Origin of the sequence: Microcoleus sp. N9_A2 (assembly GCF_036701775.1) — a bacterium.
In the GTDB taxonomy this organism is placed as follows: domain Bacteria; phylum Cyanobacteriota; class Cyanobacteriia; order Cyanobacteriales; family Microcoleaceae; genus Microcoleus.
Genome location: NZ_JAUBRH010000061.1, coordinates 1 through 14388, shown reverse-complemented (window position 1 = coordinate 14388; position 14388 = coordinate 1). Strand labels below are relative to the sequence as shown.

Here is a 14388-nt window from a genome sequence, read left to right as displayed (position 1 = left end):
GTTTTGTCTTGGGCGAGTGCCTTTTTAGAAATACCGTGCAATCGAGGGTTTTCCAGAAAGGAGCAAAAAAATTGCACCCACTCCTCAAAGAAGTGGGTGCAAAATGACCAACTGTATAGCGGTTCTCAAGCGTTGTGAGGTATGGGGGCGAGTCCTATGCCTATGCCCTATGCCCACGGAAGCCTAGGCCCTATGAGCACCTCATGTTACTGAGAAAGGCTATATTTTGAGCTAAAAACTCAAAACTCCCTTAATAAGCGTCTTGCAATTCGTAGAAATCAGGGGAAATGTAATCTTTCCGCAGCGGCCAGCCAACCCAATCTTCGTTCATCAAAATCCGTTTCAGATTCGGATGTCCTTCGTAGACGATGCCGTACATATCGTAGGATTCCCGCTCTTGAAAGTCGGCTGCTTTCCAAATCCAGTAGACTGATGGCACTCTGGGATCTTCGCGGGGGATGAATACTTTGACGCGCACTTCTTCGGGATGGGAAGCATTATCTGTCAGTTTAGCCAAGTGGTAAACGCTGACTAAATCTTCTCCCGGCCCTTGGTCGTAGGCGCACTGGTACTGCATATAATTGAACCCGTAGGCGTACAGCGCTGTTGACATCGGAATTAGGAATTCTCGATCGACCTTTAATATCTCCACGCCCAAATTATCGGCCGCTAAAGCTTCGTGTTCAAACCCATTCTGAGTCAGCCACTGGGAAACCTTCCCAGCTTCAACAATCGCAGATTCTGTCTCAGCCACGTTGTACCTCCTGTTTTTGTCCTGCAAGCAGGGCGGGCGGTACTGGCATTCCCATTGCTTCCGTCAATTCCTTCGGTGGGGCCATCCGCCCGGGAATTGACAAATACTTGCCGTCCAAAATGTCATCTACTACTTTCATTTTGTGGGGTCTGGTGTAGTAGCGGTGGGTGGGCAGCAAGTTGCCGCGTTCCTGCATCGAGTCGTTGGCGATTTTTTTCCGCAATTTGATAATTGCGTCAATAATCGCTTCTGGACGTGGAGGACAGCCGGGGATGTACACATCTACGGGAATCAGTTTGTCAACGCCTCTGACTGCTGTAGGGGAGTCTACGCTGAACATTCCGCCGGTGATGGTGCAAGCACCCATCGCGATCACGTATTTGGGTTCGGGCATTTGTTCGTACAGCCGCACCAAGATGGGGGCGTACTTCATGGTAATTGTACCGGCGGTGATTAACAAGTCGGCTTGCCGCGGACTCGATCGCGGTACTAAGCCGAATCTGTCGAAGTCAAAGCGCGATCCAATTAAAGCTGCAAATTCGATAAAGCAGCAGGCTGTGCCGTAAAGCAGTGGCCAAAGACTCGACAGTCTCGCCCAGTTATAGATGTCATCAACCGTAGTTAGGATGACGTTCTCGGATAATTCGGATGTGACTTGCGGACGCTCTGCCGGATTGACAATTAGCGATTTTTGTGTTTCTGAACTTAAGACCATTCCAAGGCTCCTTTGCGCCATGCATAGACAAGAGCAATAACGAGGATCGTGATAAAAAACAAGGCTTCAATAAAAGCCAACAGTCCTAGCTGGTTGAAAGCAACCGCCCAAGGATAGAGGAAGACCGTCTCTACGTCGAAGATGACGAAGACCAGGGCGAACATATAATATCTGATGTTGAACTGAATCCAGGCTCCGCCGATCGGCTCGACGCCAGATTCGTAGGTAGTGCGTCGGTCGTAGGGACGACTTTTGGGCCGCAGTACCTTAGACGCCGTGAGGGCGAGGATAGGGACTAGGCTGGAAATTAACAGGAAGCCTAAGAAATACTCGTAGCCGCTGAGTGCAAACACGGTGAATAATTACTGCCTAGGTGAAAGGGTTCTGTAACTTGTCTGTTACATTATATAGATTTTGGGTAGCTAAAATTACGAGTTAGTTGAGATTAATCGTCCATCTTCTGCAATAATTTTTAATGTATATTTTAATATTGTAACTGCCTGTGGAAGACGGGCGGCTGCCTGTGGACGCTAAGTAAGACCATCCTCGACTTAAGTGTCGAACACCCAAGTGGTGTCCCTAACGTGGCATCGGCGGTTGAGACGGGAAACCTTGAAGACGAATAAGACCGTCCTAATATGAGTTTTAGTTGGAAGCCCCAGCTCGAACGAAGTTTAGTTGAGGTACTTCACGATTAGCTGACCCATAATTTTGGATTTATGAGCGATCGAGCCACGGAGACTAATACCCTCGATCGGCACGAGTGCCGAGCCTGCGGCTACGTCTACAATCCTAAAAAGGGCGATCCTAAAAATGCAATTGCCCCTGGCACTGCTTTTACAGATTTGCCCCAAACTTGGGTCTGTCCCGTTTGCGCAGCGCGCAAGTCGATGTTTCAAAATCTCGGTCAGATGGAAGGGGCGTCGGGATTTAAGGCAAATCAGCGCTACGGTGTCGGTGTCAACGGCTTGACCGAAGGTCAGAAAAGTTTGCTGATTTTTGGCGGCTTGGTCGTTGGTTTCTTGTTTTTACTTAGTATGTATGGTTTGCAGTAAGACGATTGTGAGATTTTGGCAACGAATTGTAATGTTATTGGCGGCTGCGCTCATCTGTACGAGTTGCAGCACGATCGGTTCTGTGAGTTACAACCCCTGGCAGGTGATTTCCTTGCCGACGGAAGCTAATTTGCAGGATATTGCCTTTACGGGTTCCGACGACCGCCACGGCTGGGTCGTCGGTTCGGAGGCGACTCTGTTTGAAACGACCGACGGCGGGACTAACTGGAAACAGATCGCACTGGATATTGACGAGCCGAGATCGCGTTTTGCGTCGGTGAGTTTTTCGGGTTCCGAAGGTTGGATTGTCGGCCAGCCTTCAGTTTTGCTCCACACGAACGATGAGGGCAAGTCTTGGACGCGGATTGCTTTGAGCTCTCAGTTACCGGGTTCTCCAAGTACGATCGCAGCTATTGGCCCAAATACGGCTGATATGACGACGGATGTAGGCGCGATTTACCGCACTTCTGACGGCGGCAAAAATTGGAAAGCGATCGTGCAAGACTCTTTTGGGGTGGTTCGCAATATCAACCGTTCAGAAGACGGGCAGTATGTTGCGGTATCCTCAAAGGGTAATTTCTACTCGGTGTGGAAACCTGGACAAGAATCTTGGGAACCCCACAACCGCAACAGTTCTCGGCGCCTGCAAAATATGGGCTTTACCAAGGACGGGCGTTTGTGGATGCTCGCCCGCGGCGGTCAGATTCAGTTTAGCGACCCGTCCAATCCTGAAGGTTGGGGAAAACCGTTTTTTCCCGATCGTAAGGCGAGTTGGGGTTTGCTGGACATGGCTTACCGGACTGATAATGAAGTTTGGGTAGCCGGCGGCGGCGGCAATTTGCTGTGCAGTTTGGACGGCGGGAAAACTTGGCAAAAAGACCGCGAAGTTGAGGATGTTCCTGCTAATTTTTACAGGATTGTCTTTATGGGCCCCGATCGCGGATTTGTGATCGGCGCGAGCGGTACTCTACTTAAATATCAAGGTTTAGCGCAAGCTGCTTGATAGTAGAATAGTAATAGAGATTGTCTGTCGATTTGTTGTTGAAAGGAGGAATCTAAATGTCTGGTACAACTGGAGAACGTCCGTTTGGGGACATTATTACAAGTATCCGTTATTGGGTAATTCACAGCATCACCATTCCGGCTTTGTTTATTGCTGGATGGCTGTTTGTGCAAACGGGTTTGGCTTACGATGCTTTCGGAACTCCTCGCCCTAACCAGTATTTCACACCGCAGCGGGAAGAAGTGCCGATTATCTCGGATCGCTTTGAAGCTAAGAAACAAGTAGATCAGTTCATTGGCAAGTAATTTTACAAGGATTTGGAAAAATGACGAGCAGAACGCCAAACAATGAGCCAATTTCGTATCCGATTTTTACGGTACGCTGGTTGGCAGTTCATACTTTAGGTGTCCCAACAATTTTCTTTTTGGGCGCGATCGCAGCAATGCAATTTATTCAACGATAGGAGTTTACAATGCCTGAGCGCGTTCCTAATCCCAACGAGCAGCCCGTAGAGTTAAATCGGACTTCCCTTTATTTGGGTCTGTTGCTGATTTTTACTCTGGGTATTTTGTTTTCCAGTTATTTCTTTAATTAACTGGTGTTTGAGTTGGCTTTCGATAGTTTGATCAAATTTGTTTAGCTGTGAATTAGTGAGGTGATCGCTATGTTTAGTGAAAGTGGCAGAATTCCTTTGTGGCTGGTAGCTACTGTCGCAGGTCTCGGTGTTCTGAGCATTGTGAGCCTTTTCTTCTACGGTGCTTATGCCGGTTTGGGTTCTTCGATGTAAGGAGAATCAAACTGATTTTCGGCTTTTAACCCCCTTGAAAAAGGGGGGTTTTAATTATACGAATTTTGTTGGTAAATCTGGGATTGATTTTAGAGAAAGTGTTGATGAGACGAGCAATTGGATGAATTTTTGATCGATCGACCGCAGATGAAAGGCAGATGCAACACAGATCAACGCAGATAATTTCAAGAATTGAGAGCGAATGAATGCAATTGCTCGTCTATTATTTGACAAGTTTATGATCTGTTGCTGCTAGTCGATGAGAGCGAGACTTTTTTTGTGGTTGGGGAACTTTGCTCAATACATCGCTCCGGGGTAGGTTGACGAAAAACTCCCAAAATCCCTGGTCACTAGCGGACGATCGCTAAGAGAGTGTGGGCAGATCGTGAAATTAGCCAAAAGTTGCGAGTAGAATGGTGCAAGAGCCGATCGCTCGATCGTAGTGCACAGCGAAATATGACCCCACCGCCGCCGCCCCGCAAACCTCAAACCGTCTTGGGTGCGATTACCCAAGCAGTCCAGACTATTGCCAAGGTTAATTTTAACCAGCTAGCGCTGAAACCAAACGCCAAAGTACCCGAATTGTGGGTACAAGATGCGGGTGCAGCTAAAGCTGAGGTTTATCCGCTGTTGGGCGATCGATATTTGTTAGGTCGATCGTCCAAATCTTCAGATATTGTAGTTCGCAATCCCGTTGTCAGTCACGTGCACTTATCCCTGTCGCGGGATACTCGGCGACGGACTCCTTTTGTCCTTAAAGATGAAGACTCCACCAACGGCATTTACAGGGGCAAAAGGCGAGTTAAAAGTATGTCCCTGCGCCACGGAGACGTGTTCACTTTAGGGCCGCCGGAACTAGCCGCCGCTGTCAGAGTTCAGTACGTAGATCCGCCGCCTTGGTATTTGGAACTTGTGCGTTACAGCTTTTACGGCGTCAGCGGAATCACCGCTTTGATTGCCGTGTTGGTAGGCATGGAATCGACAAAGTTTCAAGTGCGGCCTCTGCCGAGAAGTATCAATGGCCCCGTGATTGTTTACGCCCGCGACGGGCAAACTCCCCTGCGTCCTCCTCAGAATAACGCTCACTTAGAATTAAAGCAATTGCAGGATTTTTCGCCTTATTTATCCAAGGCGGTACTTGCTTCGGAAGACAGCCGCTACAATTGGCATTTGGGGGTAGATCCGATCGGAGTTTTGCGCGCGCTTTTGACCAATGTTCGCGGGGGAGGAATACGCGAAGGCGGCAGCACTGTGACGCAGCAGTTAGCGAGGAGTTTGTTTCGAGATTATGTAGGTACTCAAGATTCGGCAGGACGCAAGTTGCGGGAAGCTGTCGTTGCATTGAAAATGGAGAATTATTACAGCAAAGATGAGCTGTTGCTGACTTATTTAAATCGGGTGTTTTTGGGAATTGACCTTTACGGTTTTGAGGATGCGTCTCGGTTTTATTTTGGCAAGTCGGCGAAGGATTTAAGTTTGTCGGAGGCGGCAACTTTGGCGGGGATTTTGCCGGCGCCAAACAGTTTTAATCCGATTCAAAATTATCAGTTGGCGGTGCAGTATCGCGATCGAGTAATCGAACGAATGCGCGCTCTGGGGACGATTTCTCAGGAAGAAGCCGATCGCGCGAGGCGATCGCGAATTGAGATCAATCCCAAAGCCCGCCAATATCTGCAAAGTACGATCGCTCCTTATTTCTACAGTTATGTATTTGACGAATTGGAGTTTTTGCTCGGGGAGCAGTTAGCCAGAGAAGGCAATTTTATTGTAGAAACAGGTTTGAACCCCGGCCTGCAAAAGTTGGCGGAAAGTTCCCTCAGAAATGCTGTTGAAAATGCGGGAGCCAGTGCAGGTTTTTCTCAAGGAGCCGTGGTTACTCTCAATAGTACAACCGGGGAAGTCTTAGCTTTAGTTGGGGGCGTAGATTATTTGAAAAGTCAGTTTAATCGGGCTACTCAAGCTTTGAGACAGCCCGGTTCTACATTTAAGATTTTCACCTATGCAGCCGCCCTAGAAATCGGAATACCAGCCAGCAAAACTTATTCTTGCGAGCCGCTTTCCTGGGGCGGACAAAGTTACAGCGGCTGCGAAAGAACCAGCGGCAGTGCTGATATGTATCGCGGCTTGGCGTTGTCGGAAAATGCAATTGCATTGAGGGTAGCACAGGATGTCGGTTTAGACAATGTAGTGCAAATGGCCAGACGTTTGGGGATTACTTCTGAACTGCGTTCTAATCCTGGTTTAGTATTAGGTGAAAGTGAAGTTAATGTGTTGCAATTAACGGGTGCTTTCGGGGTTTTGGCTAATCGGGGTTTGGGAAATCGTCCCCACGTAATCAAGCGAATTATTGACAGCAGCGATTGCAAAGATAGAAATGATTTTAACAGTTGCCGGGTGATTTATGACTATCAAAAAGATGGCATTGCCAATCGGCAGTTAGTTTCTGAAGCCGTAGCGGATACGATGACTGATATGCTGCAAGGTGTGGTGCGGGGAGGTACGGGCAGCAGTGCTGCTTTGGGGTTGGGAGAAGCTGGAAAAACAGGCACGACTAATGATAATAGAGATTTGTGGTTTGTCGGTTATATTCCGAGTCAGCAACTGGTGACAGGAGTTTGGTTGGGAAATGATGATAATTCTCCGACTGCCGGAGGTAGTGCAAATGCTGCTCAGTTGTGGGGGGAGTATATGCGGCAGGTGGCGCGTTGAGTGGAGGCGGGGATTGGACGAATTTTGATACGGCATTGAAATATACAATTTAAATGCCGTACAGCTTGTCAACTCAATCTCCGAATCCTAAACGCAGAACCCATGAAAAACAGATGCTGCGATTGCTTTTCTAAGAGGGCGCGCCAGCTAACAATCCCTGCGAGCAATGACATTAATACGTTATTAGACCTCTTGCAAAAATAATTAGGACGGGCTCTCCGGCCCATTAACTGATGAAAAGGATTTTTGCAAGAGGTCTATTGATTTCCAGGCTGATTAAGGTTAACTGAGCGAGGATGTTTTCAGGGCTTGGGTTGTTCGTCTCAAAAGCGATCGCACATATTTTAATTTTTGAAAAAAAATAGCCAAAATTTAATCATTATTCATACTTCCTGCCGCGCCAGTGAGTAGGCTGATTTAAAGCAGAAATGAGAATTCGCAAAAACGCCAACGGATCGGCTAACGGTGACAGCCAAAACAGCCATTTACCTGATGCCTGAGTTGTATCGTAGGAAGCCGAGTCTTTTAAATCTTTTAGGACTTACACAATTGGCATATATATATACTTGCTATAGTGCTATAGGTCATTTCTCGCAGCAAGGCGACAATCGTCTAAGAGAGCATTAAGTTCTTCAACGACTAGCCAGGGGTTTCGACCTTTCAAACAAGCTACTATCGCTGCTTCATAGGGATTTCTGCCAGTTTTTTTTACTGCTGCGATCGCCTGTTTGTTAGACAACCCCCGCCCACTGACCAACCAAGCAGCCAAAACCTGTCCTGTACGTCCAATCCCCCCAGAACAGTGAACTACTACCCGTTCGCCTTTGCTATTTGCAGATTCCAAGAACGGCAATATGCGATCGATTAAAATATCGCGATCGACCAATTCAAAGTCTGCAATCGGCGCCCAGCAAACTCGATCGCACCCAAAGATGTTCCGATATGTTCCCAGTAAATCAGTGTAGCGGATGAGTTGGGTCTGAGCAAGCAAGCAGCAAACTTGCTTGATATTATGCCCCTGCATAAATTCAATCCAGCGAGCAAGTTCTGCATCGCGGTATCCTGGTCTGGCTGCACCAAACACAATTAATTCATTCTCTGAAGCCGCAGCGAATTTGTGCATACTGTTTTCAATATTTTTACCTATAATTAAGAAAGACGCACAAATCCTGAATCAACAGTGAAAAACAACAGCTCGATCGCCTTAATGAACTGGCTGCAACCCAAGCCAGAAACCGTTTTGCTATGCGACTCAAGTGCAGCAGCTTCTGAGATGGCATTCATGCTCAACGGTGAGTGGGATGGGTGCAATGGTTTAGTGCTCCCTAAATGCGACAAGGTAGCAATTGAAGCAGCCGCTAGTTTGCTGGAGACATCGTGGTGCTACCAAAATACTTGCGAACCGGTTTTAATGCGGCTGGAAGTTGACGAATTGCTGCGCCGTTATGCGATTGGAGACAGGTTTTTTATTAATGCTAACTTGCGATGCGCGCAATTGGACGAACTTTGCTTGGAAAACATTGATTTGAGTTATGCTAAATTAAATTTAGCTAACCTCAGCGGCACTAATTTAAGCAAAGCAAACTTAATGGCAGCACAGATGCCAGCAGCAAATTTGAGTGGCAGCAATTTGAGTAAATCGCAACTTGTGAGGGCTAATTTATCAGGAGGAAATTTATCGGATGCTAATCTCAGAGGTGCTGATTTGAGTTATGCAGATTTAAGCAATGTTTGTTTAACAGGTGCCGATTTAAGAGGTGCAAATTTAGCGAGAACAGACTTAAGAAAAACAACCTTAGATGGGGCGATTTTTGAGTAATACCAAATCCCGCTTAAATACTTTCTCTCACACCCCGTGGGTAAATCCTGTAAACATTTATCTGCGTCTATCAGCGTATATCCGCCACCATCTGCGGTTAAAGTTCCAAAGTAATTAACTGAGCAATTTCATCCGTTTGGAAACCCAAGGCCATAGGCTTTTGCACTGTCGGAATCACTTGCACATCATAGAGTTCTGTGACAATTCCTTCAAACCGCAACCAGTGAACGATCGCCCCAGTAGTCAAATCAATCACCATCATACCGCAGCGAGCCTCAGCATCCTTGGCCAGCAACAACTCATCCAATTCTAAACCGCTAAAAGTGTTGTCACCTCCCCGAGGTTTCGAGAGTCCGACAATTGCCCAATTTTGCCAAAATGCTAGTCCTCGGACATAGCCCGGACAAAACGCAATCGCCTCAAATTTCCCTGTATCTAAATCCACATATCCTAATTCCCCTCTCCCCGAATTCAGCAACCACAACTTGTCTCGATACCAGCGAGGAGAATGCGGCATTGACAATCCTGTAACGATAATATCGTTAGATTGAATATCAATAACTATACCGCCGTTTTTTCTGCGATCGCGCCAGCCATCCACGACATCCGACTGACTCGACGCTGTGACATATTTCGCCTCCCCAGCTACCATTGCCAAACCGTTGAGGTGACAGCGGTCTTCATTTATATATTGTGAGATAAAACCTGGTTTCCAGAGGGGTTTGCAACTGTGGCGATCGCTCAAAGTAGCGATACAATTAAACAAAGTGCTAATAAAAATGATTTGATTATTTTTATCGACCGCGATATCGTGAATGTCGATATCTCCAGTGGTGTAGGCGATGCGCGGTATGTAGAGGCGATCGTAACCTTGATGTTGCGCGCCCTCAGCTAGCACATTGTCTAATTGCCAGAGTTGATATTTGGAACTTAAATAAAGGCGTTCCGGCGTGCAGAAAAGCCCCATTGCGCGATCGAATATTCGCCAAAAAGCCGAGATCCTGTTGGTTTCTGGCACAGCACCAATTAACATTAACCTGTTGGTTTGATAGGTGGTACAAGCGAGGCTAATTTGTTGTTGGGTTAACCAAGATGGTAAATCGCGATCGCCAAAAATCTCGTGTTCTTGGACTGTATTGAAATTTGTGTCGTTATTCATAGAATCTATAAAATTTTAATTGCCGTAGGGGCGGGTTTTACCAACCATAATTGCCTAAAACCAACAATCTCATAAACCCGCCCCCACCCAACCATAAATCAAAATGTACCTATTGAATGTAGAGATTCCCCTCACCAACCATAATTGCCAAAAACCCAGAATCTCACAAACTCGCCCACATCGACCTGAGATAATTTCCGTAAAAAACCCCAGAAGAGGTATAAATATTTACACAGAATTGATATAATTTATTGTATGTGTAAAATATGGGGATTTAATAATGGTCTGGGATTTAAATATTGAAATCAACGATCCAGAGATATATATTAAGCAAGTATCGGGTATTACTAAACATACTTTCTCTTCCAAAGATTACAAAATTCAATGGCGGCTTGCTAAGTTAAAAAACTTCGAGTTCGTGAGTGTTGTTTGGGAAGCTGGGAGTACATATACCGCAGGATATACTTTTCTTGGAAAAATAGGTTTCACATTTTATGACAGCGATAATTTATTGAAAGTTGGGTCTAACGAATTCCTCGTGAACGATCGAAATTTGCTGATAACTCAGCCGGGAGCCGAATTAAGCCAGCTTCAGCACTCAGCCACATACAGCGGAATATCAATTTATATAGATGAAGCTCTATTTTTAACTGAAATGAGCAAGTATCTTGACAAATCCATTGAACGTCATAACCTGGTGCAACTTATCGATCGCACTACTCCTTACGGTCGATCGCTATATCAACTGGTCATAACGCTGTTGAATTTGATTGACACTAATGGACATCCACTGGTAATTCAAAATTTAGAAATCGCTATTTTTTCTACCTTAGTCCAAGGTTCATCTTACAACACTTTAGAACCATCGATTATTAAAGTATCCGAAATTTCGATCGCCCGCGTGCGAGAGGCGGCCGAATACATCCGAGCAAATATGAAACAAGAGCTGACAATTGCACAAATTGCTTCCGCCATGAACTGTAGCAGTCGTTCTTTGCAAACAGCATTCGCTCGTTATTACGGTGTCTCTCCCAGTCAATTTTTGCGAAATGCTCGACTTGAAGCCGCTCGTATGGAGTTAATGGAGAGTAACAAAACGATTACGGAAGTTGCGTTTAATTATGGCTTTTACAATCCTAGTCGCTTTACAAAATATTTCCAGCAGCATTTTGGGGAAAAGCCTTCGGACATTTTGCGAAACTAATCTTTCGCAATTTGGCTAGCGCAACTAGGAAGCAGCAAATTATAAATATTGTTAGGGAATAAATTGATACACAGCTTAACGGGATTCAGACCACATATTAATGCGTAAGTCCTACAAAACAAAGGTTTCGAGCCCTTGTTTCGGTTAGAAGTGTTTTCATTACCCTTTTGATATTACTCATCAAGGGCCGCGAGTGTCATCCACCACCAGGTAGAAACATCACAAACCAAAATCAAATCGGGGTCATCTCCTGATCGACTCAAAAACCACGAACTACATTAAAAGCAAAAAACTGTGAAAACTCTACCTCAAATTAACCGTTCCCTAAATAACAATATCGGAAGTTTGGTTGGTTGCACCAGCAACAAGCCCACATCCATAGTCATCCTTGACCCCACAATACCAGACAGCCAGCACCTAATCTCCGGCATCAAACCCGACACCGCCACCTACATCCTCAAAAGCCAGCCCGATGCCGTAGAGCAAATCGCCACAATCCTAGCTCAGCATACAGGCATCGAAACTCTCCACATCATCACCCACGGAGATTCTGGCAAGCTTTACCTAGGCACAACAGAACTCAACAGCAGCAACATCCACAACTACAGCCACCAATTGCAACAGTGGCGAAACAGCCTCACTGACAACGCCAACATCATCTTATATGGATGCAGCGTAGCAGCCGGAGACAGAGGACACCAATTCCTGACTCAACTCCACCAACTCACAGGGGCAAACATCGCCGCCAACCCGCACCCAACAGGCAACAGTACGCTAGGAGGCACCTGGGACATCCTCCAACTCATCCCCCCATCTTCTGAAGCGCCCCAACTAGCCCTCACCGAAACCACCCTCAAGACTTACAGTGGCGTACTCGGCTTTGCCACCCAAGTTGAATTCCCTACTGGCAATCGCCCCTACTCCGTCAGCATCGGCGACTTCAACGGCGACGGCCTCCCAGACTTAGCTGTGGCAAACTACGGCAGCAGCACCGCCTCCATCCTGCTCAACACCACCCCCACCGGAGCCACCACCCCCACCTTCGCCACCAATGTTGACTTCCCTACTGGCATTAACCCCAGATTCGTCAGCATCGGCGACTTCAACCGCGACAATTTACCTGACATAGCTGTGGCGAACTCCGGCGGCAACACCGCCTCCATCCTGCTCAACACCACCGCCACCAACGCCACCACCCCCAGTTTCGCCCCCCAAGTCCTCTTCCCTACTGGCAATCGCCCCTTCTCCGTCAGCATCGGCGACTTCAACGGCGACAATTTACCTGACTTAGCTGTGGCGAACTTCAACGACAACAGCGCCTCCATCCTGCTCAACACCACCCCCACAGGAGCCGCCACCCCCACCTTTGCCCCCCAAGTCCCCTTCCCTACTGGCACTCGCCCCAGATCCGTCAGCATCGGCGACTTCAACGGCGACAATTTACCTGACTTAGCTGTGGCGAACTCCGGCAGCAACACTGCCTCGATCCTGCTCAACACCACCCCCACCGGAGCCGCCACCCCCACCTTCGCCCCCCAATTCACCTTCCCTACTGGCAGTGACCCCTTCTCCGTCAGCATCGGCGACATCAACGGCGACAATTTACCTGACTTAGCTGTGGCGAACTTCAACAGCAACACCGCCTCCATCCTGCTCAACACCACCGCCACAGGAGCCGCCACCCCCACCTTTGCCCCCCAAGTCCCCTTCCCTACTGGCAATCAGCCCGTATCAGTCAGCATCGGCGACTTCAACGGCGACGGGAAACCAGACTTAGCTTTGGGGAACTTCATCAGCAACAACGCCTCCATCCTGCTCAACACCACCCCCACCAACGCCGCCACCCCCACCTTTGCCACCAATGTTGAATTCCCTACTGGCTTTCGCCCCTTCTCCCTCAGCATCGGCGACATCAACGGCGACGGCAAACCAGACTTAGCTGTGCCGAACAGCCTCATCAACGACACCGCCTCCATCCTGCTGAACTACACCCCTACAGTCAGCATCGCCGCAGGCACTACTCCCACCGAAACCGGCCCCACCACTGGCACATTTAATATCACCCTCGATACTCCCGCCCCCGCAGGCGGCATAGTCGTCAACTTCAACACCACTGGCAGTACAGCCGCTACTCCTGGTCACTACTCCTTAACAGCGGGTACGAATATCACGGCAGTTACTGCTAATACTTTCACCATTGCCACTGGTGTAACTACCGCTGTTCTTAATGCCGTCCCCATTGATGATGCTATTGTCAACCCAGGGGAAACAGTCCAAGTCAACGTCACTGCCGATCCCAACAATTTTAACTACTTTCTCGATCCAGTTGCCGCCAATACGACGGGGACACTAACAATTGCCGACAACGACTTCCCCACAGTCAACCTTTCAGTTTCCCCAGTCACAAGTACAGAAACCGGAACTCCAGTTATCACTGTCACCGCCACAGCATCAAGTGCAGTTGTTGGAGATCAAACTGTAAATGTGGCTTTGTCTGGAACGGCAACTGCTGCTGATTTTACAGGAACAATTCCGACTAGCATTAGTATTCCTGCTGGTCAAACCACAGGTTCCTTTACCGTCAATGTTAATGATGATCCACTTGTAGAAGGAAGTGAAACAGGTACTTTCACAATCTCGACTCCTTCTAGCGGTATCACACTCGGAACTACGACAACTGGTGACGTTGCAATTACCGACAACGACTTCCCCACAGTCAACCTCTCAGTTTCCCCAGTCACAAGTACAGAAACCGGAACTCCAGTTATCACCGTCACCGCCACAGCATCAAGTGCAGTTGTTGGCCCTCAAACTGTAAATGTGGCTTTGTCTGGAACGGCCACTGCTGCTGATTTTACGACAATTCCGAATATCATTACCATTCCCGACGGTCAAACCACAGGTTCCTTTACCGTCAATGTTATTGATGATCCACTTGTAGAAGGAAGTGAAACAGGTACTTTCACAATCTCGACTCCTTCTAGCGGTGTTACACTCGGAACTACAACAACAGGTAACGTTGAGATTACCGACAACGATGTAACGCCTTTACCGGAAATCCAAGTATTAGACGGAACAACGGATATAGCTGATGGTACTGCAAGTACGATCGACTTTGGTAGTGCATTAATTGGCGGCACTCTCAACAAAACCTTTACCGTCAACAATCTCGGTACAGCAGTT

15 protein-coding genes and 1 pseudogene are annotated in these 14388 nt (G+C 47.6%); 10 read left to right on the top strand and 6 right to left on the bottom strand.

The window, feature by feature from the left end; translation table 11 throughout:
- Positions 1 to 250: 250 nt before the first annotated feature.
- Genes QUA44_RS25185 through ndhC form a run of 3 tightly spaced genes read right to left on the bottom strand, consistent with a single transcriptional unit; the run spans position 251 to position 1822 of the window.
- A complete protein-coding gene (locus QUA44_RS25185) occupies positions 251 to 754 on the bottom strand; it encodes an NAD(P)H-quinone oxidoreductase subunit J (protein ID WP_333255415.1) in 504 nt (167 codons plus the stop codon).
- Positions 747 to 1469: a photosynthetic/respiratory NAD(P)H-quinone oxidoreductase subunit K gene (gene ndhK, locus QUA44_RS25180; RefSeq protein WP_333255413.1), complete on the bottom strand. Its 723-nt coding sequence runs from the start codon at positions 1467 to 1469 to the stop codon at positions 747 to 749. The genes QUA44_RS25185 and ndhK overlap by 8 nt, the downstream gene beginning before the upstream one ends.
- A complete protein-coding gene (gene ndhC / locus QUA44_RS25175; protein WP_006635500.1) occupies positions 1460 to 1822 on the bottom strand; it encodes a photosynthetic/respiratory NAD(P)H-quinone oxidoreductase subunit C in 363 nt (120 codons plus the stop codon). Before ndhC ends, ndhK begins: the two co-directional genes overlap by 10 nt.
- A 366-nt stretch (positions 1823 to 2188) precedes the next feature.
- Between ndhC and QUA44_RS25170 the strand changes: the two genes are divergently transcribed.
- The 7 genes from QUA44_RS25170 (at position 2189) to QUA44_RS25140 (ending at position 7023) form a co-directional block, all read left to right on the top strand.
- Positions 2189 to 2524 carry a rubredoxin gene (locus QUA44_RS25170; protein ID WP_333033859.1) on the top strand — a complete coding sequence of 112 codons (336 nt, stop codon included), beginning with the start codon at positions 2189 to 2191 and terminating at the stop codon, positions 2522 to 2524.
- Entirely contained in the window at positions 2511 to 3527 is a 1017-nt protein-coding gene (locus QUA44_RS25165) for a photosynthesis system II assembly factor Ycf48 (protein WP_333255411.1), read from the top strand. The genes QUA44_RS25170 and QUA44_RS25165 overlap by 14 nt, the downstream gene beginning before the upstream one ends.
- A 56-nt stretch (positions 3528 to 3583) precedes the next feature.
- Positions 3584 to 3832: a cytochrome b559 subunit alpha gene (gene psbE, locus QUA44_RS25160; protein ID WP_333255409.1), complete on the top strand. Its 249-nt coding sequence runs from the start codon at positions 3584 to 3586 to the stop codon at positions 3830 to 3832.
- Between the two features lie 20 nt (positions 3833 to 3852).
- Positions 3853 to 3990: a cytochrome b559 subunit beta gene (gene psbF / locus QUA44_RS25155; RefSeq protein ID WP_006635504.1), complete on the top strand. Its 138-nt coding sequence runs from the start codon at positions 3853 to 3855 to the stop codon at positions 3988 to 3990.
- Between the two features lie 9 nt (positions 3991 to 3999).
- Positions 4000 to 4122, top strand: coding sequence for a photosystem II reaction center protein L (locus QUA44_RS25150; protein ID WP_172190234.1), 123 nt, complete (start codon positions 4000 to 4002; stop codon positions 4120 to 4122).
- Positions 4123 to 4191: 69 nt separating this feature from the next.
- Entirely contained in the window at positions 4192 to 4314 is a 123-nt protein-coding gene (locus tag QUA44_RS25145) for a photosystem II reaction center protein J (protein WP_006635506.1), read from the top strand.
- A gap of 456 nt (positions 4315 to 4770) precedes the next feature.
- Positions 4771 to 7023, top strand: coding sequence for a transglycosylase domain-containing protein (locus QUA44_RS25140; RefSeq protein ID WP_333255446.1), 2253 nt, complete (start codon positions 4771 to 4773; stop codon positions 7021 to 7023).
- 379 nt (positions 7024 to 7402) lie between these two features.
- On the opposite strand, the pseudogene QUA44_RS25135 reads toward QUA44_RS25140, so the two are convergent.
- Positions 7403 to 7537, bottom strand: a pseudogene (locus QUA44_RS25135) (glycosyltransferase family 2 protein); the annotation flags it as partial.
- 63 nt (positions 7538 to 7600) lie between these two features.
- On the bottom strand, positions 7601 to 8146 hold the full coding sequence (locus QUA44_RS25130) for a phosphatase domain-containing putative toxin (protein WP_333255406.1): 546 nt from the start codon (positions 8144 to 8146) through the stop codon (positions 7601 to 7603).
- A gap of 57 nt (positions 8147 to 8203) precedes the next feature.
- On the opposite strand from QUA44_RS25130, the gene QUA44_RS25125 reads away from it, so the two are divergent.
- Positions 8204 to 8842: a pentapeptide repeat-containing protein gene (locus tag QUA44_RS25125; RefSeq protein WP_333255404.1), complete on the top strand. Its 639-nt coding sequence runs from the start codon at positions 8204 to 8206 to the stop codon at positions 8840 to 8842.
- A 97-nt stretch (positions 8843 to 8939) separates the two neighbouring features.
- Here the strand turns inward: QUA44_RS25125 and QUA44_RS25120 are convergent, their stop codons facing one another.
- Positions 8940 to 10001, bottom strand: a complete 1062-nt coding sequence (locus QUA44_RS25120; RefSeq protein ID WP_333255402.1) for a TIGR03032 family protein — start codon at positions 9999 to 10001, stop codon at positions 8940 to 8942.
- Positions 10002 to 10281: 280 nt separating this feature from the next.
- On the opposite strand from QUA44_RS25120, the gene QUA44_RS25115 reads away from it, so the two are divergent.
- Together QUA44_RS25115 and QUA44_RS25110 are read left to right on the top strand one after the other, a co-directional pair.
- Positions 10282 to 11205 (top strand): helix-turn-helix transcriptional regulator, encoded by a 924-nt coding sequence (locus QUA44_RS25115; protein ID WP_333255400.1) that lies wholly within the window; start codon positions 10282 to 10284, stop codon positions 11203 to 11205.
- 294 nt (positions 11206 to 11499) lie between these two features.
- Positions 11500 to 14388: FG-GAP-like repeat-containing protein (locus QUA44_RS25110; RefSeq protein ID WP_333309992.1), on the top strand; the 2889-nt coding region annotated here is incomplete at its 3' end.

What these genes read in the sequence shown, in the direction of transcription:
- ndhK (WP_333255413.1), bottom strand. Translation starts at nt 1,469, where the DNA reads ATGGTCTTAAGTTCAGAAACACAAAAATCGCTAATTGTCAATCCGGCA.
- QUA44_RS25170 (WP_333033859.1), top strand. Translation starts at nt 2,189, where the DNA reads ATGAGCGATCGAGCCACGGAGACTAATACCCTCGATCGGCACGAGTGC.
- QUA44_RS25165 (WP_333255411.1), top strand. Translation starts at nt 2,511, where the DNA reads ATGGTTTGCAGTAAGACGATTGTGAGATTTTGGCAACGAATTGTAATG.
- psbE (WP_333255409.1), top strand. Translation starts at nt 3,584, where the DNA reads ATGTCTGGTACAACTGGAGAACGTCCGTTTGGGGACATTATTACAAGT.
- psbF (WP_006635504.1), top strand. Translation starts at nt 3,853, where the DNA reads ATGACGAGCAGAACGCCAAACAATGAGCCAATTTCGTATCCGATTTTT.
- QUA44_RS25150 (WP_172190234.1), top strand. Translation starts at nt 4,000, where the DNA reads ATGCCTGAGCGCGTTCCTAATCCCAACGAGCAGCCCGTAGAGTTAAAT.
- QUA44_RS25145 (WP_006635506.1), top strand. Translation starts at nt 4,192, where the DNA reads ATGTTTAGTGAAAGTGGCAGAATTCCTTTGTGGCTGGTAGCTACTGTC.
- QUA44_RS25140 (WP_333255446.1), top strand. Translation starts at nt 4,771, where the DNA reads ATGACCCCACCGCCGCCGCCCCGCAAACCTCAAACCGTCTTGGGTGCG.
- QUA44_RS25130 (WP_333255406.1), bottom strand. Translation starts at nt 8,146, where the DNA reads ATGCACAAATTCGCTGCGGCTTCAGAGAATGAATTAATTGTGTTTGGT.
- QUA44_RS25120 (WP_333255402.1), bottom strand. Translation starts at nt 10,001, where the DNA reads ATGAATAACGACACAAATTTCAATACAGTCCAAGAACACGAGATTTTT.
- QUA44_RS25115 (WP_333255400.1), top strand. Translation starts at nt 10,282, where the DNA reads ATGGTCTGGGATTTAAATATTGAAATCAACGATCCAGAGATATATATT.